Below are 23,168 nucleotides of genomic sequence, written 5' to 3'. Positions count from 1 at the left end.
CGAGAGTTGACCGGCAGGTAAACAGCCGTTCACGTCGAACAACGCGAAAAGGAGTCCTCATGCCCGAGGCCGTCATCGTCAGCACCGCCCGTTCCCCGATCGGCCGTGCCGTCAAGGGGTCATTGGCGGGAATGCGCCCGGACGACCTGACCACGCAGATGGTTCGTGCCGCGCTGGCCAAGGTGCCTTCGCTGGATCCGACGCAGATCGACGACATCATCCTGGGCACCGGCTCCCCCGCCGGCGAGGGTGGCTTCGGTATGGGCCGCATGATCGCCATCGAGCTCGGCCTCGATGTCGTCCCCGGCACCACCGTGCAGCGCTACTGTGCGTCGTCGGTGCAGACCACCCGGATGGCCTTCCACGCGATCAAGGCAGGCGAGGGTGACGTCTTCATCTCCGCCGGCGTGGAGACTGTCTCGCGCTATGCCCGTGGCTCGGCCGACAGCTCGCCCGACACCAGGAACACCATTTTCGACGACGCCGTTGCCCGTACTGCCAAGGCCGCCGAAGGTGGCGCCGGTGTGTGGCACGACCCGCGCCAGGACGGCCTGCTTCCCGATGCCTACATCGCGATGGGCCAGACCGCCGAGAACGTCGCGTCGCTGACCGGCATCTCGCGCGAGGACCAGGACCGCTGGGGCGTGCGCTCGCAGAACCGCGCCGAAGAGGCCATCAAGGCCGGCTTCTTCGAGCGGGAGATCACCCCGGTGACCCTGCCCGACGGCACGATCGTGAGCAAGGACGACGGCCCGCGCGCCGGTGTCACCTACGAGGCGGTCAGCGGGCTCAAGCCGGTGTTCCGTCCCGACGGCACCATCACCGCCGGTAACTGCTGCGCGCTCAACGACGGCGCCGCGGCGCTGGTGATCATGAGCGACACCAAGGCCAAGGAGCTGGGCCTGACCCCGCTGGCCCGCATCGTCTCCACCGGCGTCTCGGGCCTGTCGCCCGAGATCATGGGCCTCGGCCCGGTCGAGGCCGTCAAGCGCGCGCTGGCGCTGGCGGGCAAGTCGGTCTCCGACATCGACCTGTTCGAGATCAACGAGGCCTTCGCCGTGCAGGTGCTCGGCTCGGCGCGTGAGCTGAAGATCGACGAGGACAAGCTCAACGTCTCCGGCGGCGCGATCGCGCTCGGCCACCCGTTCGGCATGACCGGTGCCCGCATCACCACCACCCTGCTGAACAACCTGCAGACCTACGACAAGCAGTTCGGCGTGGAGACCATGTGCGTCGGCGGCGGCCAGGGCATGGCCCTGGTCATCGAGCGCCTCAGCTGAGATAGATAGACCGAAAAAAGCGGCCCACCTCGATGAGGTGGGCCGCTTTTGTGTCTTCTATCAGTCGCGCTGGAAGTAGCTCAGCAGGCGGAGGATCTCGATGTAGAGCCAGACCAGGGTGATGGTGAGGCCGAGGGCGACGCCCCAGGCTGCCTTTTCGGGGGCCTGGGCGCGGATCAGCTGGTCGGCGGCGTCGAAGTCGAGCAGGAAGCTGAACGCGGCGATGGCGATGCAGACCAGGCTGAACACGATCGCCAGCGGGCCGCCGTCGCGCAGGCCGAAGCCGCCGTCGGTGAAGAAGCTCGCGATCAGGTTGCCGACCATCAGCACCAGCACGCCGACCATCGCACCGATCAGCATGCGGGTGAAGCGAGGGGTCACGCGGATGGCGCCGGTCTTGTAGACGACCAGCATGCCGAAGAACACGCCGAACGTGCCGAGCACCGCCTGGCCGATCAGGGCGCTACCACCCACGCCGCCGAAGGTGACGTCGGTGAACATCAGCGACAGCGCGCCGAGGAACAGGCCCTCGAAGGCCGCGTAGGCCAGCACGATGGCCGGGTTGTCCATCTTGCGACCGAAGGTCGCGATCAGGACGAGCACCAGGCCGATGATGCCGCCACCGATAACGAACAGCGGCGCCAGCGACGGGTTCGCGCTGGACAGCGCGAAGGAGACGATCGCCGAGACGGTGAGCACCGCGAGGGTGATGCCGGTCTTGGTGACCACGTCGTCGATGGTCATCGCGCGGGTGGCGGGGGCCTGCTGGAATTGCTGGCCGTACTGCTGCCCGTATTCGCCGTACTGCTGGTTGCCGACCTGTCCTGCGCCTGCTACGCCCGAACCGAAGTTCGCGTAACCGCCGACACCTTCCTGGCGGGGAAGGTTCTTGAACACCGGATTCGATGAGGTACGCACCGTGCGCCTTTCTTGGAGATACGAGTCGCTGCAGAAGCTCCAACTGCCCTGTTCAACGCGCCACGATCGGACAAAGTTCCCAGCGATCCGGTCCGTGACCACACCGCTCGCCCGTTCGGACAAATCGGACTCTACCGCTTTCGGGTCGCCCTATCGTTGTACGTCGCGCAGACCACGAACGGACCGCGTGACCGTGAACTTCTGGTTCCGGCCGATCACATCGGTGCGGCCGACCATCCGCTCCACCACGCCGCGATAGTTCAAGTGCGAGTTGTACACCGTCCACAACTCACCGCCGGGCCGCAGCACCCGCCCGGTCTCGACGAACATCTTGATCGCCGAGCCGGTGTGCACGGCCGCGCCGACATGGAACGGTGGATTGCACAGCACCAGGTCGGCGCTGTTGTCGGCCGCCGAGGACATGGCGTCGTCGCGCACCACCGTCACCCGGTCCGCGACACCGTTGGCTTCGGCGGTTGCCCTGGCCGAGGCGACGGCGGCGGCGGACTGGTCAGTGCCGACCACCCGGATGTGCGGACGGGATTTCGCCAGCGCGACCGCGAGAATGCCGGTGCCGCAACCGAGATCGACGGCATCGCGCGCGTCGGGCTTCATCCGGTCCATGTGCTCGAGCAGGAAGCGGGTGCCGATATCGAGGCGCGATCCCGAGAACGCCGCACCGAACGCGACGACATCGCCGTCGATCTCGATGACATGCTCGCGCACGGGAAACCGGGATTCGCCCACCGGCAGCGGCTCGCCGACCACGAGCACGCGCGACTTCTGCCGACCCCGGCCCGCGCGGACCTGCGCGAAGGATTCGGCGAGCACCTCGTTCATGGCCGGGGTGAGGTATTTGTCGCGACCGCCCGCGAACACCACCACGTCGTCGGCGGCGTAGCGGGCGATGGCCTCGGCGATCTCGGCGACGCCCGAGAGCATCCGCGGCAACCGCATCAGGACCACGCGCGCGCCGGTGAGCAGGTCGGCGTCGAGGGCGTGGGCGGTGTAGCGGTCGGTGAGCCCGAGGGTCTTGGCATTGGCTGCCAGCGCCGATTCGCCGGTGATCAGGTCCTGGTGCACGCGAATGCCTGCGAGTCCGTGCTGGGCGGCGACCCCGAGGGTGAGCGCGCCGTAGGCGTCGCCGATCACCGCAACCTCGCCGCTACCCGCGGCCGCGAGGACGTCCGCGGCCGTGTCGAGGATCAGCCGGTCGGCGGCGTCGACGGCATAGAGGTTCGGCGCCTCCACATCCGGGTACCGGCGTAGTCGCTCGAATACGTCCTCAACACTGTCCACCCGGCAAGTGTGCTGGATCGTTGCCCCACTGTCACATCCGGGCCCGGTATCGGCTGTCGGGGTGGCCCACAAGGGGGCGTCGTAGGATGTATTTCGCTGAGCGATAACGGGTTCCATCGATTTGCGATGCCCTTGCAGACCGCCGGCGAATTCGCCGATCTCACGAATTCCATTGCTCCCCAATGCGTCGGCCACGATCGCCTGCCAACCCGCGCCGCAGGCCGATCACCGCAGGTGGCGCTAACTACCGAACTGGTACGCGTTCACCGGAAATCCCGGCTGCGACCTGCGTGCATCGGCCGGAACAGCTCCCATTTGGAAGTCACCAGCAAACTTTCCGTAGCCCGAACACACCCCGCGCTCCTTCGCCCACCTCGCCGAGGTCCCTGCGTACCATCAGCCCCATGCGCAACGCCCTCGTGTTCGTGCTGATCGCCGCGGCCGCGGTGTCGGTATCCGGTTGCGGTACCGATGACGCACCGGCCACGGCGCCACCGACGACAACGAGCACCACCAGCACCTTCGCCGATGCCACCGGTGAGGTACCCACCGACGCGGGCCCGAAGTCCGGCGCGGCCTCCGCGGGCGCGGCGCTCACCGTCAGCGATATCCGGATCGGCCAACAGCCCGGCTTCGACCGCGTGGTCTTCGCTCTCGGTGGCACCGGGACTCCCGGCTGGCAGGTGGCCTACACCGATCGCGCGGTGCAGGACGGCAGCGGCAAGACCGTCGACGTGGCCGGCCGCGCGATTCTCGAGGTGCGCATCCTCGGCTCCGCGTATCCGTTCGACTCGACCGTCCCCCTGTTCGCCGGGCCAGATCCGGTGACCGACCCGAGCACACCGACCATCACCGGGGTCTACAAGAAGCTGGTCTATGAGGGCGTCACCCAGTCGTTTGTCGGCATCGACGCCGATCAGCCGCCCTTCGCGGTCACCGCCCTTGCCGATCCCCCGCGCCTGGTCGTCGACATCGCCACTCGGTAACTCTTACCCCTACCCGGTATCACGATGACGATCGCTAGACTGGTCGCCGTGATGGACCAGCATCCGCCCGCGCGCGCACCCGGCATTGCCAGGGCGCTCGCCGTGCTGATGCTGCTGGCCGGAATCGTCGCCATGCACTCCGCGGTCTTCGGCACCGCCCACGCGACCGACAGTGCCCACGGCCCCGCGCCGGCAGCATCGAACGTCACCATCGCACCGTCCGACCACGAGGATCCGCGGCTATCCGCGGCTCCGACCGACGAGCATGCCGCGGTCCTCGCGCCCGACCACTCCACGCCGAGCACGGTTGTCCTCGCCGAAGCAGCCCCATTCGACTCGACACGCTCCATCGCGGCTCCGTCCGACCCGCACACGGGGTGCGGCGCGGCAGGCTGTGATGAGCACACCGCCGTCCACGCCTGCGTTTTCGTTCTGGCCGCACTCGCCATCGCTCTGACCCTGGTCCTGCTCTACCGCCTCGGCGACACCGTCGAGGCCGCACGCCGCACGCCTCGAATCTGGCGCGGTAGGCGGATGCGCCCTCCACCATGGACCGTCCTCACCCTTTCCCAACTGGCGATTCTGCGGATCTGACAGGCGCGGCACTTCTCGTGCCTCGCCAGTTTCGACACCTCACCCGAATCCCCAGGAGGATCACCATGTCCATCAGTCGTACCCACGTCCTCGTCGCCGCCGCCGCCACCGTCTTGTTCGCGGCCGGTTGCAGCGACGACAGCACCACAACCACGCACACCACCGAGCACTCCACCACCACCACCACGACCAGCGCTGCCGCCAGCACCGACTTCAACGATGCCGACGTCAGCTTCCTGCAGATGATGTACCCGCACCACGCGCAGGCCGTCGAGATGGCGAAGATGGTGCCGAGCCACACCCAGAATCAGCAGCTCATCGCGCTGGCCGCCCAGGTGGAGAAGGCGCAGGCGCCGGAAATGCAGCAGATCACCGACCTGCTGGCCGGTTTCGGCAAGCCGGCTCCGAGTGCGACCGAAGGGCACGGCGGGCACGACATGCCCGGCATGATGACCGACGCGCAGATGAGCAGCCTGCAAGCCGCCAACGGCGCCGATTTCGACCGGCAGTGGCTGGAGATGATGATCGCCCACCACGAGGGTGCCGTCGCGATGGCGCAGACCGAGCTGAGCGGCGGCGTGAATCCGCCATCGCGGCAGCTCGCGACGAAGATCATGGCCGACCAAGAGGCTGAGATCACCACCATGCGCGGCATGCTCGGCCAGAACTGATCAGAGGCGGCGCCGGGCACGACACCCCCGGCGCCGCGTCTGAAGTTCGTTATCGAAAATCACCACCGCGACCTGACGTCACCCGGAAGTTGCCAGTACGGTCGATATGTTCGGCTCCGGCCCAACCGGTGCCTGCAATCTCGAGGCAGGAGAGAGAAATGCGCGTACTGGAACGGCTGGGGCTCGGGACCGCGCTCGCGGCCACCGCGACCGGAGTGATCTTCATCGGCGCCTGCTCCAAGCAGGTACCGGGTACCGCCGAGGTCAACCAGGGCGAGCTCGCCTCGTATACCTCCGAGGTGGCAGCGTCATCGGCGGCGGCGGAGGCGTCGCGGGCGGCGAAGATCGAGGCGGCCAACGACACCGCGTGCGATGGCCTGCGTTCGGCCAACAAGACCTCGGTCACCTCGTTCAACGCCTACATCGCGGCGTCCAACGAGCAGGCCCCCGATGCCGATGCCAAGGCCACGGATGCGGTCACCACCCTGCGCAACAGCGCCAAGGACCTGGACCGCAGGATCACCGCCGATGTGATCCCCGATCTGTCGGTGCCGCTGCGCGACTACATCGAGAAGACCAACTCCCTCGCCGACACCCTCGAACGCAGGGCGCCCACCGACGAACTCAACGGTGTGATCGACATTTTCAACACGTCCAAGGACGAGGCGATCGGCGTGTGCACCCCCTACGGCAGCTGATTCCCCGCGTAACAAGAACGTGATCGTTCACGATTCCCCTCCGGACACACCACCTGGAGGGTTACGTGCAGGGCTATCTGAAACACGTTGTGGCAGCAACGATTACCGCACTGACCCTGATTTCGGGGGCATGGCTCCCGAGCCCGGCGAAGGCCGACCCGGTCACCGCGAAGCAGTGTGAGGTCACCACCGGTCGCACACCACAGTCCGCGACACCGGCCGAAGCCGCGCTCGACCCCGCCGTGCTGGCCACCGCCATGGCGCGGGCCAGCGACGTCACCCGGTTCAATATCCAGCTGTACCGCAACAACTGCCTGATCGCGACCGGCCCGCGCAACGCCGAATCCGGCGGGGTGGCGTGGAATCTGTGGAGCGGGACCAAGAGTGTCGTCGCGCTCGTCGCCGGGGCGGCCGTCGACGAGGGGCTGCTGCGGATCGACGAGCCGATCGGCAATTATCTGCCGCCGGGTCTCGGCGACGCCGCGCACCGGGAGATCACCGTGCGCAATCTGCTCACCGAGTCCTCCGGCATGGAGGTCGCCGTCGCCGCCGAGGGCGCGACGGGGCTGGCCCAACTCGATCCCAATGTCGTCGCCCAAGCACTCGCGATGCCGATCGAACGCCCGCAGGGCACGATGTTCCGCTACAGCCAGCGCGCGGTCGACCTGCTGGTCTATGTGGTCCAGCAGTCGGTCGGCGAGGACTTCCAGGCCTTCGCCCAGCGAAAGTTGTTCGACCCATTGGGCATTGCTCGCGGCGACTATTACTGGGCCCGCGACCGCGCCGGAAACACCTACGGCCACGCGCATTTGATCCTGCCGCCGGACGATTTCGCGAAACTCGGCCTGCTCGTGGGTAATCGGGGCCGTTGGAACTCCCAGCAGGTGATCTCCGAGGACTACATGCGCGCGGCGGTATCGCCCTCTCCGAGCATGCCCTGCTACGGCTTCCTGTTCGTGATCAACGGCGCACCGTGCCGCCTCGAGTTCCCCGGACTGCCCGACGACGCGGTGAAGATGTCGGGCATGCTGCGCAACGACAGCTTCATCGTGCCCAGCCTCGGCATGGTGCTGAATTGGACCGGCGTCGCGACGGTGGGCAGTTCGACCACCTACACCCACGACGTGATGCGCACGCTCGTCTCCGCGTTCCGCGACCAGCAGATCCCCGATCCTGGCCCCTATCGGGAGCGTCCCGATGTGAGCGTAACCGACCCGATGATCGCCCGCCCCGACCCCTTCTTCGGCACCCTCGGCGTCGGCCCGTACGCCTACCCCGGCTGCAACTTCCTCGACTGCCTCGGCGAGACCCCGAAGGCCCCGTTCGCGGATTCGCCACCCGGATGCGTCATCCTGGGATGCATCGGCACCGACCCACGCACACCGGGCATCCGCTGAGCCGGGCATAGATCTCTGGGTTCCCGGGCGCCGGTCGCGTATTCTCGAAACCACCGGATAGGACCAGTAGGGACCGGTCGGCCTACCAGGACAAAGGAGCCACTGGCGATGCCCGCACCGCTGCGCGACAGCGCAGTGCCCAAACACGAACAGCTGCGCGCGATTCTGCTGCAGAAGTGCACGCGCGAGCTACAGCCGGGCGACCTGCTGACCAGCGAGCGCAATCTGATGCAGGACTACGGTGTCAGCCGGATCACCGTGCGCGAGGCAGTCGGTCAACTGGTCAACGAAGGGTATTTGGTCCGGGTCCGCGGCAAGGGCACCTTCGTCGCGCACCGGCCCGTGCAATCGCGACTGCACCTGGCCTCGTTCACCGAGGAGATGCGCGCACTCGGCCACCATCCGACCACCCTGGTGCTCGTCGCCGAGGAAGCGATCGCGCCCGAGGCCACCGCCCGCGCACTGCGCCTGCCCCAGGGTGCGCTCGCCTACCACGCGCGCCGATTGCGGCTGGCCGACGAAGATCCGGTCAGCGTCGACGACGCCTGGTTCAACCCCGAACTGGTCCCCGGCCTGATCTCGCACGACCTCACCGGTTCGATCTACCGGACCACCGCCGATCGCTACGGCAGGCCGATCGAACGCGCCGTGCAGACGGTCGACGCCCAGGCGGCCGAGGCCGGTGTCGCGGCCCTGCTCGGCGTCAAGAAGGGCGCTCCCGTCCTGCATTTCGACCGGGTGTCGTTCAGCGCGGAGGTGCCGATCGAGCACACCCAGAGCTGGTACCGCGCCGACCGCTATCGGGTGCAGATGGAAGTGGGTCAGCGGCCGCAGTCGTAGCCGGACCACACCGATCCAGTGTGAAATCAGCGTATTTCAGTTACCGTCTGAGGGCTATCACAGCGAAGCGCTCGGAGGTAACACCCATGTCCATCCGTCATTCCACTGCCGCCAGGGCGGGCCTGCTGGCCGTGCTCGCCGCGGGAACCCTGCTCGGTGCCGGCGGCACCGCCAACGCGGTCGGCGGCGCCGATTGGGATCTACTCCCCTCCGGTTCGGTCGAGCTCGGCCCGCCCACCGGCAGTTCGATGGGCTCGGTCGACGTCGGCAGCGGCACCGGCTCGTTCGATGCCGACCTCGGCTCCAGTGCCCCGCCGCCATCGACGGGCTCGGCCGTGCTGCCGATCTTCGCACGCTGATTCACCCCCGAACTGCCGTGGCCGACAGGTTCGGCCACGGCGGCTCAGGCGGCCCGCCTCTTGCGGCACAGCCTGTTTCGGATCGGGAAAACCGGGCATGCGGCCTATGTGGGTGCCCACCGGTATTCCACAATCCCGACACCGAACAAGGTGATCTCTGATGATTATTCTCGGCGCAGTTCTTCTCATAGCCGGACTCGTTTTCGGCATCCCCCTCCTCAGCACGGTGGGAGTCATCCTCCTGGTGGTCGGCGTCGTACTGCTATTGGTCGGTAGCACAGGGCGTGCTATCGGTGGCCGTCGGCACTACTACTGATCATGCGCAGACTCCGTCGAAATAGAGGACCAGTCATGTCAGGCAGTAGATCTCGCATTCTTTCGATCGTCGTGCTGGTGTGGTTGCTGATCGGCATCCTGGCCGCGGGACAACGCGGCTATTACACCGAACGCGACCAGAACTGCGCGACTCTCGGCACCATCGCGGTGACGATCATCGCGGGCCCACTGAACTATGTGGGCGCCAATCCGAAGGTCGATGACTGCGCGCTACCCCAGCCGAGCTGACCGATGCCGCCGTGGCCGAATATCCGGCCACGGCGGTCAATCCGGCTGACGCGGCCAGTGCTTCCCGCTGGCGGACAGCGTGGCCGGATCGGTGCTGTGCATCCCGCCCGCGCTCGTTCGCACCGGCGCGGATTCCGCTCGATTCTCGCCGACTTCCAATTCGGCCAACCCGACCACGATCACCAATCCGGTGACCACCAAGGACACCGTCGCGATCAACGGCAGCAGCAATTGCACTGGCGTGACACCGTCCACCACGGTCGTCGATTCACCATGGTGCACGCGCATTGCCGCCATCGCGGTGTAGTGCATGCCGCATACCGCGGTTCCCATTACCAGCGCGGCGCCCGTCGTCATCAGCAGGCCGCGCACGTGCAGCATGAACCACAGTGCCGCCGTGGCCGCGACCACCGCGATCACCAGCGACAACGCCATCAGCACGGGCTCGTATTCGATAACAGCCGTGGTTCGCATCGCCCACATCCCCAGATAGTGCATGGCGGCCACACCGAGCCCGGTGGTCGCGCCGCCCATCGGCAGCGTCACCCACTCGTTGCCGCCGCCGGTGACGATGGTGAGCCCGATCAGCACCACCACGACCGCGATGACCGCGCTGAGCAACGTCAACGGCACGTTGTAGCGGATGGGCGCCCCGTCGATGCTGAAGCCGAGCATCGCCGTGAAGTGCATAACCCAGATCGCCGCTCCACCCAGTGCGACGGCCGCGGCGATGAGCCAACCGAGCGGTGCGGGCGACGCTTTGGCATGCACCGCGCACCGTAGCCCCAATACCGAACCGATGAACGACAGGCCGAAGGCCAGCACCGGATTCATCCAGCCATTGTTGAAGTGCTCGATATGAAGCACGCGCGTTCCCCTGATCTACGCATTTATATTGGCTAGAGACTAAACCAAATACGCAGACAGAACATCGGGTCAGTGAATTCGGCAGAACTCTGTCAGCGCGAAATCCTCACAATGGAGAAATACGGACCGGTCGGAATTCGTGCCGAATCATTCATTCTGCGAACGCGCATGGATCAAATCGGCCAGCCGATCCAGGGATTCCTGATTGCGTGCCGCGAAGAGCAGGTCCTGGGCCACCCCGGGGATCAACTGCGCGGGTCCACGGGCAGCGCGTTCGATCATCCGGATCGTGGTGCGCCCCGGCGCTTCCTCTACGAGGGTGAGCGTGATCCACGCCGACCCGACCGACCAGAGCCGCGCCTCCAACTCGAGCCGGTGCGGCGGATCGATCGCGCGCACCTGGGTCGTATCGCTGATCAGCACCGGCCACAGCCCGAATCGGTAGTGGATGCGGCTGCCGACCGCGGGCCAATCGGGGTCGACCTTGCCGATGTGGGAGGCTCCGACCACCCAGCTCGCGTAGAGCCAGCCGTCGGCCAGGGTCGCGAACGCCCTTTCCGGCCGCACCGGCACGATCACCTGGGCTGTCAGCACGTCTGATTTCCTCATCCGTCGCGGGAGTCCGGTCACCACAGCTTAATTCGTGTCGGCGCCTGCCGCCGGACGTGTTCGCGGCGGCCCGGCGGGCGCGGCACGCCGAACCCGCGATGATGCGGGAAAATTGCTGTCCGCCGTTTCGGCGTGGGATCGTTCCCTTATGTCCACGGAAGAAACACGGCTCGGCAACCCGCCGAACCCTGCCGACACGGCGGCCGAACGCACCCTGTTCGGTCACCCCATCGGTTTGACCAATCTGTTCGGCGTCGAGCTGTGGGAGCGTTTCTCCTTCTACGGCATGCTCACCATCCTGGGCTACTACCTCTACTACTCCACCACCGAGGGTGGCCTCGGTATCGCCCAGAGCACCGCGCTCGGCATCGTCGGCGCGTACGGCGGCCTGGTTTACCTGTCCACCGTGCTCGGCGGCTGGATTGCCGACCGGGTGCTGGGAATGGAGCGAACCGTCTTCTACGGCGGTGTCGTGGTGGTGGCCGGGCATCTCGCGTTGGCGGTGTTGCCCGGGCTGACCGGTGTCGGCGTCGGCCTGGTGCTCGTCGCGCTCGGCAGTGGCGGGTTGAAGGCGAACGCGTCGTCGTTGCTCGGCACCCTCTACGCGCCGACGGACGCGCGGGTCGACGGCGGGTTCACGCTGTTCTATCTCGGCATCAATATCGGCGCGTTCTGCGGCCCGCTGCTGACCGGCCTGTTGCAGCGCGAGTGGGGATTCCACGTCGCCTTCGGTGCCGCGGCGATCGGCATGGCGCTCGGACTGGCCCAGTATGTGACCTTCCGGCGCAATCTCGGCACCCACGGGCGCGAGGTGCCCAATCCCATCACCCGTCGCGAGCTGACCCCGGTGCTGATCGGTGTCGCCGTCGCGGCGGTCGCGGTGCTGGTGGCCGTGCTGACCGAGCTGATCACCCTCGAGAATCTGTCCGACGTCACCACCGGCGTCATCGTGGTCGCCTCGGTCGTGTATTTCGCGGTGATGCTGCGCAGCGCCAAGGTGACGCAGGTCGAGCGGACGAGGGTGGTCGCGTTCATCCCGCTGTTCATCGCCAACGCGGTGTTCTGGTCGCTGTTCCAGCAGATGTTCACCATGCTCGCGGTGTATTCCGACGAGCGTGTCGACTGGCGGATCTTCGGCTGGGAGGCGCCGGCGAGCTGGATCGGTTCGGTCGAACCGGTGTGGATCATCGCGCTGTCGCCGCTGTTCGCGCTGCTGTGGACCAAGCTCGGCAATCGCGCGCCGAGCACACCGATCAAGTTCGCGCTCGGTGTGATCGGCATGGGCATCGCGTTCTGGTTGTTCGCGCTGCTCAGCGGTTTCGACGGCAAGACCGTGCCGGTGCTCGCGGTGTTCGCGATCCTGGGCGGCTTCGCGATCTCGGAGCTGCTGCTCTCACCGATCGGTCTGGCGGTGACCACGCATCTCGCGCCCGCCGCGTTCCGCTCGCAGATGATGGCGCTGTACTTCTTCTCCGTCGGTATCGGCACCTCGATGGCGGGCACGCTCGCCCGCTTCTACAGCCCCGAGAGCGAGACCGCCTACTTCGGGTTCAGCGGTGCCGCGGCCATCGTGGCAGGTCTCGTCGTCGTCGCGTGTGCGCCCTGGATCAAGCGCCGGATGCAAGGCGTGCACTGACCGGATTTCCGGGTAATCCACGATTACGTTTTCGTAGCAGAAGGAGAAATACCGTGCCGACACCGCAGGACCCTCCAGGCCTGGGCCGATCGCCCGGCCGCGGGAGCGGGTTGTTCCGCACCAAATCCGTCGAGCAGTCGATTCTCGATACCGACGATCCCGATTCCAAACTCCGCAAAGATCTGACTGCCTGGGATCTCACGATCTTCGGTGTCGCCGTTGTCGTCGGCGCGGGCATCTTCACCCTCACCGCGCGCACCGCGGGCAATGTGGCCGGGCCCTCGGTCTCGCTGGCATTCGTTTTCGCGGCGATCGCCTGTGGTCTCACCGCGGTCTGTTACGCGGAATTCGCTTCGACCGTGCCCGTTGCCGGTAGTGCCTATACCTATTCCTATGCCACCTTCGGTGAATTGGTGGCGTGGATCATCGGCTGGGACCTGATCCTGGAATTCGCGCTCGCCGCGTCGGTGGTCGCGAAAGGCTGGTCCCAATACCTCGGCACAGTATTCGGATTCGATTCGGCCACTGTGGAATTGGGGTCCGTCACCTTCGACTGGGGCGCGGTGTTACTGCTCGCGGTGCTCGGTGTGCTGCTCGCCGTCGGCACCAAGGTGTCCTCGCGGGTGTCGGCGGTCGCGGTGGCGATCAAGCTCGCCGTCATCGCGCTGGTGCTCGTGCTCGGCATCACCTACTTCAAGGCGTCCAACCTGAGCCCCTACATCCCGCCGTCGCAGCCTGCCGAGGAAAGCGCCAGCGGACTGCACCAGACCCTGTTCCAATTCATCACCGGCGCGGGTGATACCAACTTCGGCTGGTACGGCCTGCTCGCCGCGGCCAGCATCGTATTCTTCGCGTTCATCGGTTTCGACGTCGTCGCAACCGCCGCCGAGGAGACCAAGAACCCGCAGAAGGCGGTGCCGCGCGGCATCCTCGGTTCGCTGCTGATCGTCACCGTGCTCTACGTGGCGGTGACGCTGGTGCTCACCGGCATGGTGCCCTACACCGAACTGGCCGGCGAGAATGCCACGCTGGCAACGGCATTCCAGATCCACGGCGTCGACTGGGCCAAGAACGTCATCTCCATCGGCGCCCTGGCCGGCCTCACCACCGTGGTGATGGTGCTGTTCCTCGGGCAGACCCGCGTGCTGTTCGCGATGTCGCGCGACGGACTGCTGCCCCGCGGGCTGGCCCACACCGGCAAGCGCGGCACGCCGGTGCGGCTCACCGTCATCGTCGGCGTGATCTGCTGTGTGCTGGCCGGTTTCGTCGACTTCGGCACGCTGGAGGAAATGGTGAACATCGGCACGCTGTTCGCCTTCGTCCTGGTTTCGGTCGGCGTCATCATCCTGCGCCGCACCCGCCCCGACCTGCCCCGCGGCTTCCGCGTCCCCCTGGTCCCCCTCGTCCCCATCCTGGCCGTCGCGGCCTGCCTGTGGCTGATGGTGAACCTCTCGGTGGAAACCTGGCTGCGCTTCGTGATCTGGATGGCCATCGGCTTCGCCGTCTACTTCGCCTATGGCCGCCGCCACTCCGTCCTGGGCAAAAAGGCCGCGATCACAGACTGACCAGCACCTTCGATGACATGATCGGTCCCGGCGTGGTCCGTTCCGACACGCCGGGCCGACCTTGTCGACCAACAGGATTCCGGTACACCCGTACGATTCGCTACGCTATCCGGGACGCCCCTATAGCCCAATTGGCAGAGGCAGCGGACTTAAAATCCGCACAGTCAGGGTTCGAGTCCCTGTGGGGGCACTTAACTACCAGGTCAAGCCCGGTTCCCTGGCCTGAGATCTCGCAAAATGCGGGCCGTCATCAAAAATACGCAAAGAATTCCGGGCCAACTTCCTGTCGCCGGTCGCGGATTCTATCGTCCGGTCTGCCGTCGACCGGTTGACCGCACTTTGATCAGGACGATGACCTGCGACCAGCGATGACGTGCAGTCGACCGCCGAAACCTGCCAGGGGTTCGTTGGCCCGGACATGATGTTCTGCCTCTGGATGGTCCCAACCCAGCGCGGGAAGCGGACACAATCTCGCGGTAGATGTGGCCGGATTCGTCCAGTGCCCTGCACTGCCCCGACACAGTCATGCGCATGAGCTACCAATACTCCAGCCTGGCCACCGCAGAGAGTCAGCTCCGATGCAGGACAGGCGGCCACACACTTGTAGCCGCAGGCGCTCCGATGGGAAGTTCCCAAGGCCGACGCGCCCTGGCGATCGCCAATGGACGTCGCGCGGCGGTCCCCCCTGACGATCTACGCCATCGAATTCCTTAGGAAGATGGAGGGTTCGGCGATTCACTGATTTCATGCGTGAGCCGCACGACTTGCCTCTCTGAGATTGTCGATGCTGCATGGGACAGCTACACGCCGACAAGGCCTACGACATTGCCGAGCTGCGCGGCTGGGTCGCCGACCGCGGCATCGGAGTCCGTATCGCCCGCAAGGGTGTCGAACGCAGTGACCGACTCGGGCGCCACCAGCCTTCCGCTTTCGAGTTCCTCGAACGGACACTGTCAACCCGGATCGGCGATGATTCGACCCGGTATGCGCTGAACGGTACCGAAAGTCGCACACCGGAACGGCCCGTGAAGCGCTCGCCGCTTCCTGGTCGCTGTGCAGGCTCGAGGACTACCCCTGGCGAAGTGCCCCGATTGCGACGAGCATTGACGGAGTCCTCGTGACGAGTTCGGTATTGAAAGGCTGAGATAGTTGAAAAGCGGAGCCGCGAGCACCGACGGGGTTTTCATCCTATATACGAGCGGACACGACCCGGACGGCGCCGAGGCCGAGCAGATCGTGCATTCGGCCGTTCGCGACACGGGCATGTGTTTCGCCGGTGCCGAGATAACCAGATGTCACGGATCGGGAGACCTCGGTGAAGCTTACGGACGGTTCCTCATCGAAACGTATGAGCAGAACAAGAGTCTGCCGCACGGTGCGGTCGATCGCGCGCTGATCCGCGATGTCACCGTGAATGGCGTTCGACGAATCGTGGTGGTGGTGTTGAAGGATGAGTTCCATGCATGGGTGCGCGAACTCATTCCCAGACATCTGGCACATCTCGAACGCGCCGATCACTCTCTTGCCGTGCGGCCCGGATTCACCAGCCTGGACGACGAAACCGCGTTGTCGTTCGTCGCGGGGGCTTGGAACGGTGATGTACGGCGGCGCGACGATGCGGAGATCATGGTGAGCCTGTTCGCCGACACGGACCCCGGACGGATCCGGAAAAGGATTCCCGGCGGTGATTACACGAACTGGGTAACGCCGTGGGTGGAGCAGGCCCGCGAGCGCGGGGCAGACGCCGCACATTGGTTGGTATGCGCGGACGGCCGCGTCGGCGTAGTGCACCTCGGATACTTCGCGGCAGATGGTTCCACAATCACTCTGCCGTGGGATCTGTTGTCGCCGATCGAGCAGCAGAGGGTCAAGCGTATTCCGCAACCGGCGGGCGAACCCCGACCTCGCGACGTACCTCGGGTCGCCGACATCGGAGTTGGATCAGGCAACCAGATACGCCGGGGTGAGACCGAGAGCCCGCGACGCGAAGGTCCGCGCGCACCCGATGCCGGCAACGAGCGCGCCCAGGGCGGCGACCGGGGGGACGAGATCCGCCAGGCTGGCCGAAAGAACCCGCGCGGACGGGGAATCGAGTCGCGGCACTTCGGCGATGTGATCGGCGACCTGTACGGTGGTCGCGCGGTCTTCTCGGGGGGAATCGAGCCGTGGCACGTCGGCGATGTGATCGACGACCTGTACGACGTTCGCGCGGTCGTCTCGGGTGGGATGGGGGTCGTTTATCGGGTATGGCATCGAGGCTGGCGGGCGGAACTGGCGGTCAAGACACCGCGCTTGGAGCTTCTGGGTTCACCGGTCCACGTGCGCAGATTCGAGGAAGAAGCCGAAGCGTGGGTGGGATTGCGTGTACATCCGAACACGGTGACCTGCGTGTACGTGCGGCAATGGCGCGGGACGCCAAGGGTTTTCGCCGAGTGGGTCGACGGCGGCAGCCTCGCCGAAGCGATGGCCACGCGAACCCTTTACGTCGGTGCGGAACCTGAGGTGCTGGATCGTCTGCTGGATGTGGCGATCCAGTTCGCGTGGGGCGTGACGCACGCACACGAGAACGGATTGGTCCATCAGGACATCAAGCCGGCGAACGTGATGCTGACACGTCAGGGAACCGTGAAAGTCACCGATTTCGGATTGGCGAGAGCCTATGTCCGCGATGACAAGGTATCGCAGCCGAGCCTGCGTGTTGGCTACAGCGGGGGCATGACCATCGCGTACTGCTCACCCGAGCAAGCTCAGGCCGCTGTCGACCCGGCAGTGCGGCTGTCGGGAGCGACGGATGTGTGGTCCTGGGCGATAAGCGTGTGGGAGCTGTTCGTCGGCGAACCACCGTGCCGATATGGTCAGACTGCGGCAAGGACATTCGAAACATTCCTGGCTGACAATCGTACGGTCGCGGGAATTCCCGCGCTGCCGACAGGATTGGCGAACGTCTTGTCGAAATGTTTTGCGATAAACCCGGATACGCGTCCGACTATGCACGTTCTCGCCGACGAGTTGATCGAACTCTACGCAGAGTTGACGGGTGTGTGCTATCGGCGGCCGCGGCCGGAGCGGCGGTCGCTGACCGCCGACTGGTTGTCCAATCACGCACTGTCCCTACTCGACGTCGGCAGTCCTGAACGCGCGGAGAAACTCTGGCAACAGGCGAGAGCAGCGGATCCTGATCACCCGCACACCGCGTACAACTACGGGTTGCGCCGCTGGCGACAAGGTCGGATCACCGATGCCGAATTGATCGCCGAATTGGAGGCGGCTCGTCGTCGCGGCCCCGGGGACCCGGCTCGCGACCATTTCCTCGGGCTGGTCCATCTGGAGCGCGGCGACATTCGCGCTGCCCGTGGGCATCTCGAGCTCGCCGCCCGGGCGGCACCCAACGAGGGAGAGATTGCCGAAGCCCTCGCTCATGCGCGCGAGCAGGACGTCGAGGCCGAGCCAATCGTGTTCTCCGGGCACGATGGCCCGGTGGGTGCAGTTTCGATCAGCGCCGACGCCCGCGTCGTCGCGTCTGCAGGCGCCGACGGGACTGTCAGGATATGGGACATCGAGACCCGCCGGTGCCGTCATGTCTTCGCGGTGGGCGACGCGGTCGAGACGATGGCGCTGAGCAGGGATGGTTCTCGCGTCATCGCACGCGATGCCGCAGACACTGTGACGGTCTGGGATGCGGTCACCGGTCGCCGTCTCCATCGTCTCGGCGAGATTCCCGCAGCGTGTATAGCGATCGGCGCGCACGGTTCGATCGCGGTGTCCGGCGGATCGGGGCCCGTGCGGGTGTGGGATCTCGACTGCGGCCGAGTGCTGCGCACCCTGCGGGAAGGGCGCCGCCATCGCCCCGAAAGCGATGCCGCGCAATCGGTGGCGCTCACTGCCGACGATCGCTTGGTGGTGGGCTTCTATCCACACGAAGAGGTGACGCGGGTCTGGGAGGTCGGCTCGGGACGTCTCGTGCGGGCGCTCGACGGATTCACGGACGTTATCCTCGATGCGGATAGTGAACGGGCGGTATCACCAAGTGTCACAACAGGAACGCACACGCTTACGGTGTGGACCGTCCGCAACGGCAGGACGGTCGATACGGCGCGCATTCCGCCCGGACGACTCGCTGGACCTGTGGCACTCAACGGCGAACGACTGGTGATCGGCGGAGATGCGATAACCGGGCGGCGGGTGGAAATCTGGGGATTCGGCGGAAGTGGGCGCTGCCTGCGGACGCTGGTCGGCCATACCGGGCGTATCACCGCCGTCGCGTCGACCGCCGGAGGCCGGATCGTCGTGTCCGGCAGCCGAGATGGCACGCTCCGCGTGTGGCACCTCGCGCCGCCGGGGCCGTCCGCGCCCTGGCAGCTGGCCCAGGCGACGATCACTGCTTGAACGTCGTCAGGCCGCGCGCTCAGTCACGCCATTGGCCGATGTTGTGCCAGAGATAACTCACCCGCACGTTTGCGAACAGCGGTCCTGTCGGCTCGAGGATGTCGAATGTGCGCCGCATGAGCGGTAGTCCGCCCACTCGGTCGAGTTGACGTCCGATAGCACGTATTTCGGCGTGCTCTGCGAGCCATGGTTCTATGGGCGCTGCGGTGGACAGCATGGCATCGAGATGGTGCCGGTCCGCCCAGAGTTGCATCTGGGCCACAGTGAGATCGCGTCTACGCGCTCGGGCGGCAGCGGTGAGTTCTACGAGCCGCTCGCTGGCCTGCCTCGGCTCTGCCAGTTGAGTCGGCGTCAGCGGAGCCCACTCGGTCGGCGGCGATGCCGACGAGCCCTCCTGAGCTTCGGGGCTGGTGTACGTCTCTACGGTGTAGTTGCGGCTGTCGACCCGATTCACCGTCCCGCAGCCGGGGCAGCGGACGGCGGTGAAGTCTCGGTATCGGATGCCATCCCACCAGCCGGACCCGCAGGATCCGCACCGCAGCTCGGCGACGAAGTTGTCCATTGTGCCTTTCGCCGCGGTAATCAGCCCACCGGACGGATCGCCGATGCCGGGGATCCGGACAATGTCGGCATCACAGGTCGCCCGGGCAATGTCGCGCTGCCAGGGCAGCAGGTTCTCCAGGTACAGGCCATCGATGTCCCTGCCCCAGTTGCCCTCCGGCGTCTCCACGACGAAGTAGATCAACCTCGCGTCGACTCTCAGGTCGTCGGCCAGAAATCGCTTCGGCTGGTCGGCAGAGTCGGCTCGGAAGACGGCGAAGCGTGCGGTCGCGGTGGTCTTGATGTGACTTGGGGCCAGTCCAGCGTCCGCTGCTTTTCGTGCCACCCGTTCGGGGTCGGCGATGCCGGCGGCGGCGAACTGACGCGTCAGTAGATCGACAATAGTCCCGGCATGGTCGGATTCGTGGCCCTTGCGTTTGAAAAGTGCCATCCCCTGCACTCTCCTCCCTGGTGTCTTCCGTCGCACCGATCGTCGCGCGGGCGCGTCGGGTCGAACACTCGCGCACCGCCGCTCGAGACGCAACCTGAAAGTTGTCAGGTTGCCATCACACAGCCCCGGACGGATCATGGTCTACGCAGCACCGAGGAGTTCTGTCCGGAGAGTCAAGGGCACGAAGTCGATTTCGTGCGGCCGGGGAGGATGAGCTGCAGCCGAGGGAGGGAGAGATCATGCGATTTCGTTTCGATCGCAAACGGACTGGCGATGACGCGGCCGAAGGCACCCGAGCCGCCGGTGTGGCCAACGCCGTACTGGCGGACAAAGTCATTGCTGCAGCACAGCAGCTACCGCCCGTCAGCATCGAGGAGATCGAACCAGGCTTCCAGTTGGTAGCCGATGTATGGGGCGCCAAGGAGATAGTTGTGATCAGCCCCGGGGAGCTCCGACGTCGGATCTCGAAACTACTCGCGGACAACGGATCCGACGGTTTCACCGACTCGAGCGTCAAAACGCCCGCAGGCGGAGGCCCTCCCCATGTTCAGCTCGACTCGATGTCGGACTCCACATGGCGGCCGTACCGGATCTTCAAGAACGATAGCGACACGTTCGCAGTCTACGGTCACGCCACCATGTATTGAAGACCTGTTTCAGGTGGGATCGATGCGCCACACTGGTGTGGTGATCTCGAACGACAGCTGCTCGGTCCTCGTTCATGTTCCGGCGCCGCTGGAGGGTCCGCGGCAGCCGGCGTTGAACCTGTGGCCGGGCGAGGCGAGTTCATTCGGCCGCGGCTCGGATACGTTCCGCGTCGATATCCGCATCGACCGACCTGGTATCTCGCGTGTGGCCGGGCGCATCGAGGTGGTCGATTCCTATTGGCTGCTCACGAATTTGAGCTCTCGGACGACGGCGACTTATGTCGTTCACAACGATGAGGGGCGCGGCGAGCATTTCACGATCCGCCCAGGTGAACGGCTCCCGGTACCCTTCGCCTCCTCGCGCGTGGAATTGTTGTCGGCGGAAGGGGAGGTGGTGGATTTCAAGGTGTTCGCGATGCGACGACCGCTGGCCACCATCCCAGAAGTCACCGTGACCGGACGCACCGCCGATCCGATCCGGCCGCTCGACCCGACCACCAAGCATTTTCTCGTCCTGGTCGCCCTGTGTGAACCGCGATTGGTGTACGGCTCGGCCGCCATCCCCACGATCCCCGGACTGCTACGCACCCTGCGCAGGACCGCAACGGGACAAGACCTCGCGACGACGGCGGCGGTGAATTATCACATCGAGTACCTGGTCGAGCGTCTGGGGCTGAAAGGCTATGGGGAGCTGGAGGATCGGCGGGCCGCGCTGATCGGCCGGGCGCTATGGTTCGGCATCGTGCGAGAGGAACACTTGGCGCTGCTGACTCCGGTCGACACCCTGTAGGGCGTCAGGTTGAGTGCCGACGCCATCGCGTTCACGCTGTTCGACAAATGTAGTGAGCTCGATCGGCGCGGTATGTTGCCGCTATGGGAAGGGAGGGGCACTGACCATGTCCGCCAAGGTGACATTGACGGTGGTTACAGGTCCGTCGACGGGGGTGCACTTCGCCGTGGACGAGAAGGCTCACTGCGTTGCCGGGCGTGCCGTCGATAGCACGTTGCGGGTCGTCGACGATCCTGAGCATCCATTGGTGTCTCGACATCACTGCCTGTTCGACATCAACCCTCCCGATATCCGGGTACGAGACTTCGGCAGTCTCAACGGGACTCACGTCAATGGTGCGGAGATCGGGCGCCGCCTACCGGGCCAGACCCCGGAGGAAGGCGCCCGGCTGGAGTTTCGCGAACGCGATCTGGCCGACGGCGATGAGGTGCGGCTCGGGAAATGCGTCATCCGGGTCGGTGTCGTCGTCTCGCCGACATGCGGCCGTTGTGGCCGGGATGTCACCGTAGGCCTTGCGCTATGCGACCGATGCCGAGTCACCGAGCACAACGATGCTCCCGGCGCACCGCGCTGCCAGTTGTGCGGTCGATCGACCCCGGGACGCCGTGCGGGCAAACAGCTCTGCGACGACTGCCGCAGGGACCCGCAGGCGTTGTTGGGTGCGCTGCTGCAATCCGTCCCCCGGCCGGGCGTGGGTGTGCCCGTGATCCGTGGCTACGAGCCGGTTCGTGAACTCGGACGAGGTGGACAGGGCGTGGTGCACCTGGTGCGCCACACCGAGTCCGGGGAAGCGCGAGCCCTGAAGGTGCTGCCGGCGCAGGTCGGTGTCGATCCGAAGGCGGAGCAGGGTTTCCTCCGCGAAATGGACTGCATCCGTGGCTTACACCACCCGAATATCGTCGGCTTCAGGGAGGGCGGCGCGGAGGGCGCGACGTTCTATTTCGTGTGCGAATACTGCGACCGAGGCAGCGTCGATCAACTGGTCAAAACCAAGGGGCCGCTGGGTGTCGGCGAATCTGTCGCCCTCATCACGCAGGTGCTCGAGGGACTCGACTACGCACACAACGTTCCGGTCGATTGGGCCACCATCGATACCGAGCCAACCGCAATCGGATTGGTGCATCGTGACGTCAAACCGGCCAACATCCTCCTCGCGGGTCCGGGTACGGCTCCGATCGTGAAGCTAGCCGACTTCGGTCTGGCGAAAGCCTTCGAACGGGCAGGGCTGTCCGGTCACACCCTGACTGGCTCGACAGCGGGAACGGTCGGTTTCATGTCCCGTCCGCAGCTGATCAACTACAAGTTCGCCCGGCCCGAGGTCGACGTCTGGGCTACCGCCGCCTCACTCTATTTCATGCTCACCTGCCATACCCCTCGCGAGTTCCCGCCCACCGCCGATCCCATCGCGATCGTGCTGCACGACAACGCCATTCCCATTCTGCAACGCAATCCCCACATCCCAAGCAAGCTCTCGAGGGTCATCGACGAGGCCCTGATCGACGAGCCCGCCATCCAAATCACAAGCGCGAAGGAACTACGGCAGGCACTGATCGATGCTCTGTAGCGGCAAGGGAGCACTGTTCTAAGACTTTGTCTCATGTCGCTGATCGGACCTTGGCCAGCTTCTTTGAAAAAGGTGAGCGCGGCAGCCAGGGTCCAGAACCCGAGGAAGTGTTCGGCCTTGCGGTCGTAGCGCAGGTGAGCCGGTGGTAGCCGGTCAGCCAGGAGAAGGTCCGTTCCACGACCCACCGGTGGCGCCCGAGTCGGTCACTGCGTTCGACACCCTTGCGGGCGATACGGACTCCGGTGCCGCGGTCGGCGACCCAGCCGCGCAGCTCGGCAATGTCGGTGATTGTCCATGGTCGTCCGAGACCGAACGTGCATCACACCTTGGAATCGTCGCAGGTAGATCGGCTACCGTGATCCACCGGGGTCGAGTGTGACCACCGAAAACCCCCGAAACCAACACGCACAGTCAGGGTTCGTGAGGTTCACCTCGAGTAGTGGACACCGACTTGGCAGGATCATCGATCCTGCCAAGTCGGCGGTGGCTTATAAAAAAAAACGAGCC

At 65.7% G+C, this 23,168-nt stretch carries 21 protein-coding genes, 1 tRNA gene and 1 pseudogene; 17 read left to right on the top strand and 6 right to left on the bottom strand.

Annotation, left to right across the window (positions count from 1 at the left end; translation table 11 throughout):
- The first annotated feature begins 59 nt into the window (after window positions 1-59).
- Complete coding sequence (locus ACFXKN_RS24825) at window positions 60-1,280, top strand: acetyl-CoA C-acetyltransferase (RefSeq protein WP_378940661.1); 1,221 nt, start codon at window positions 60-62, stop codon at window positions 1,278-1,280.
- A gap of 60 nt (window positions 1,281-1,340) precedes the next feature.
- Here ACFXKN_RS24825 and ACFXKN_RS24820 read toward each other — a convergent pair whose 3' ends face one another.
- Both ACFXKN_RS24820 and ACFXKN_RS24815 read right to left on the bottom strand, forming a co-directional pair.
- Window positions 1,341-2,198 (bottom strand): Bax inhibitor-1/YccA family protein, encoded by an 858-nt coding sequence (locus ACFXKN_RS24820; protein ID WP_378919449.1) that lies wholly within the window; start codon window positions 2,196-2,198, stop codon window positions 1,341-1,343.
- A 150-nt stretch (window positions 2,199-2,348) separates the two neighbouring features.
- Window positions 2,349-3,497 carry a class I SAM-dependent methyltransferase gene (locus ACFXKN_RS24815; protein WP_378940662.1) on the bottom strand — a complete coding sequence of 383 codons (1,149 nt, stop codon included), beginning with the start codon at window positions 3,495-3,497 and terminating at the stop codon, window positions 2,349-2,351.
- Window positions 3,498-3,901: 404 nt separating this feature from the next.
- Between ACFXKN_RS24815 and ACFXKN_RS24810 the strand changes: the two genes are divergently transcribed.
- From ACFXKN_RS24810 to ACFXKN_RS24770, 9 genes are all read left to right on the top strand, one after another.
- Window positions 3,902-4,483 carry a hypothetical protein gene (locus ACFXKN_RS24810; RefSeq protein WP_378940663.1) on the top strand — a complete coding sequence of 194 codons (582 nt, stop codon included), beginning with the start codon at window positions 3,902-3,904 and terminating at the stop codon, window positions 4,481-4,483.
- A gap of 24 nt (window positions 4,484-4,507) precedes the next feature.
- A complete protein-coding gene (locus tag ACFXKN_RS24805; RefSeq protein ID WP_378940664.1) occupies window positions 4,508-5,077 on the top strand; it encodes a hypothetical protein in 570 nt (189 codons plus the stop codon).
- A gap of 65 nt (window positions 5,078-5,142) precedes the next feature.
- Complete coding sequence (locus ACFXKN_RS24800) at window positions 5,143-5,748, top strand: DUF305 domain-containing protein (protein WP_378940665.1); 606 nt, start codon at window positions 5,143-5,145, stop codon at window positions 5,746-5,748.
- 158 nt (window positions 5,749-5,906) lie between these two features.
- Complete coding sequence (locus ACFXKN_RS24795) at window positions 5,907-6,446, top strand: hypothetical protein (protein WP_378940666.1); 540 nt, start codon at window positions 5,907-5,909, stop codon at window positions 6,444-6,446.
- Between the two features lie 89 nt (window positions 6,447-6,535).
- Window positions 6,536-7,843 carry a serine hydrolase domain-containing protein gene (locus ACFXKN_RS24790; protein WP_378940667.1) on the top strand — a complete coding sequence of 436 codons (1,308 nt, stop codon included), beginning with the start codon at window positions 6,536-6,538 and terminating at the stop codon, window positions 7,841-7,843.
- A gap of 108 nt (window positions 7,844-7,951) precedes the next feature.
- Window positions 7,952-8,683 (top strand): GntR family transcriptional regulator, encoded by a 732-nt coding sequence (locus ACFXKN_RS24785; protein ID WP_378940668.1) that lies wholly within the window; start codon window positions 7,952-7,954, stop codon window positions 8,681-8,683.
- A gap of 86 nt (window positions 8,684-8,769) precedes the next feature.
- Window positions 8,770-9,042, top strand: a complete 273-nt coding sequence (locus ACFXKN_RS24780) for a hypothetical protein (RefSeq protein WP_378940669.1) — start codon at window positions 8,770-8,772, stop codon at window positions 9,040-9,042.
- Between the two features lie 160 nt (window positions 9,043-9,202).
- Entirely contained in the window at window positions 9,203-9,358 is a 156-nt protein-coding gene (locus tag ACFXKN_RS24775) for a DUF6131 family protein (protein WP_378940670.1), read from the top strand.
- A gap of 35 nt (window positions 9,359-9,393) precedes the next feature.
- The gene (locus ACFXKN_RS24770; protein WP_378940671.1) at window positions 9,394-9,606 is read left to right on the top strand and encodes a hypothetical protein; all 213 of its coding nucleotides are present in this window, start codon (window positions 9,394-9,396) and stop codon (window positions 9,604-9,606) included.
- Window positions 9,607-9,642: 36 nt separating this feature from the next.
- On the opposite strand, the gene ACFXKN_RS24765 is transcribed toward ACFXKN_RS24770, so the two are convergent.
- Both ACFXKN_RS24765 and ACFXKN_RS24760 read right to left on the bottom strand, forming a co-directional pair.
- Window positions 9,643-10,473, bottom strand: a complete 831-nt coding sequence (locus ACFXKN_RS24765) for an MHYT domain-containing protein (protein WP_378940672.1) — start codon at window positions 10,471-10,473, stop codon at window positions 9,643-9,645.
- Between the two features lie 147 nt (window positions 10,474-10,620).
- Window positions 10,621-11,067, bottom strand: a complete 447-nt coding sequence (locus ACFXKN_RS24760) for an SRPBCC family protein (protein ID WP_378940673.1) — start codon at window positions 11,065-11,067, stop codon at window positions 10,621-10,623.
- 163 nt (window positions 11,068-11,230) lie between these two features.
- On the opposite strand from ACFXKN_RS24760, the gene ACFXKN_RS24755 reads away from it, so the two are divergent.
- From ACFXKN_RS24755 to ACFXKN_RS24740, 4 genes are all read left to right on the top strand, one after another.
- Window positions 11,231-12,718: a peptide MFS transporter gene (locus ACFXKN_RS24755; protein ID WP_378940674.1), complete on the top strand. Its 1,488-nt coding sequence runs from the start codon at window positions 11,231-11,233 to the stop codon at window positions 12,716-12,718.
- A 53-nt stretch (window positions 12,719-12,771) separates the two neighbouring features.
- A complete protein-coding gene (locus ACFXKN_RS24750; protein WP_378940675.1) occupies window positions 12,772-14,283 on the top strand; it encodes an APC family permease in 1,512 nt (503 codons plus the stop codon).
- 116 nt (window positions 14,284-14,399) lie between these two features.
- Window positions 14,400-14,473, top strand: a tRNA-Leu gene (locus ACFXKN_RS24745).
- 959 nt (window positions 14,474-15,432) lie between these two features.
- On the top strand, window positions 15,433-18,669 hold the full coding sequence (locus ACFXKN_RS24740; RefSeq protein ID WP_378940676.1) for a WD40 repeat domain-containing serine/threonine protein kinase: 3,237 nt from the start codon (window positions 15,433-15,435) through the stop codon (window positions 18,667-18,669).
- A 19-nt stretch (window positions 18,670-18,688) separates the two neighbouring features.
- Here ACFXKN_RS24740 and ACFXKN_RS24735 read toward each other — a convergent pair whose 3' ends face one another.
- A complete protein-coding gene (locus ACFXKN_RS24735; protein WP_378940677.1) occupies window positions 18,689-19,660 on the bottom strand; it encodes a hypothetical protein in 972 nt (323 codons plus the stop codon).
- A 239-nt stretch (window positions 19,661-19,899) separates the two neighbouring features.
- On the opposite strand from ACFXKN_RS24735, the gene ACFXKN_RS24730 reads away from it, so the two are divergent.
- Genes ACFXKN_RS24730 through ACFXKN_RS24720 form a run of 3 tightly spaced genes read left to right on the top strand, consistent with a single transcriptional unit; the run spans window position 19,900 to window position 22,661 of the window.
- A complete protein-coding gene (locus tag ACFXKN_RS24730) occupies window positions 19,900-20,307 on the top strand; it encodes a hypothetical protein (protein WP_378940678.1) in 408 nt (135 codons plus the stop codon).
- Between the two features lie 40 nt (window positions 20,308-20,347).
- The gene (locus ACFXKN_RS24725; protein WP_378940679.1) at window positions 20,348-21,097 is read left to right on the top strand and encodes a hypothetical protein; all 750 of its coding nucleotides are present in this window, start codon (window positions 20,348-20,350) and stop codon (window positions 21,095-21,097) included.
- 52 nt (window positions 21,098-21,149) lie between these two features.
- On the top strand, window positions 21,150-22,661 hold the full coding sequence (locus ACFXKN_RS24720) for a protein kinase (RefSeq protein ID WP_378940680.1): 1,512 nt from the start codon (window positions 21,150-21,152) through the stop codon (window positions 22,659-22,661).
- Window positions 22,662-22,735: 74 nt separating this feature from the next.
- On the opposite strand, the pseudogene ACFXKN_RS24715 reads toward ACFXKN_RS24720, so the two are convergent.
- Window positions 22,736-22,944 (bottom strand): annotated as a pseudogene (locus ACFXKN_RS24715) (transposase); the annotation flags it as partial.
- Window positions 22,945-23,168 lie beyond the last annotated feature (224 nt).

It is taken from the genome of Nocardia sp. NPDC059195, from assembly GCF_042754695.1.
Lineage (GTDB): Bacteria > Actinomycetota > Actinomycetes > Mycobacteriales > Mycobacteriaceae > Nocardia.
Note: the sequence above shows the minus strand (reverse complement) of the source record. Positions and strands in the feature narration are given on the sequence as shown.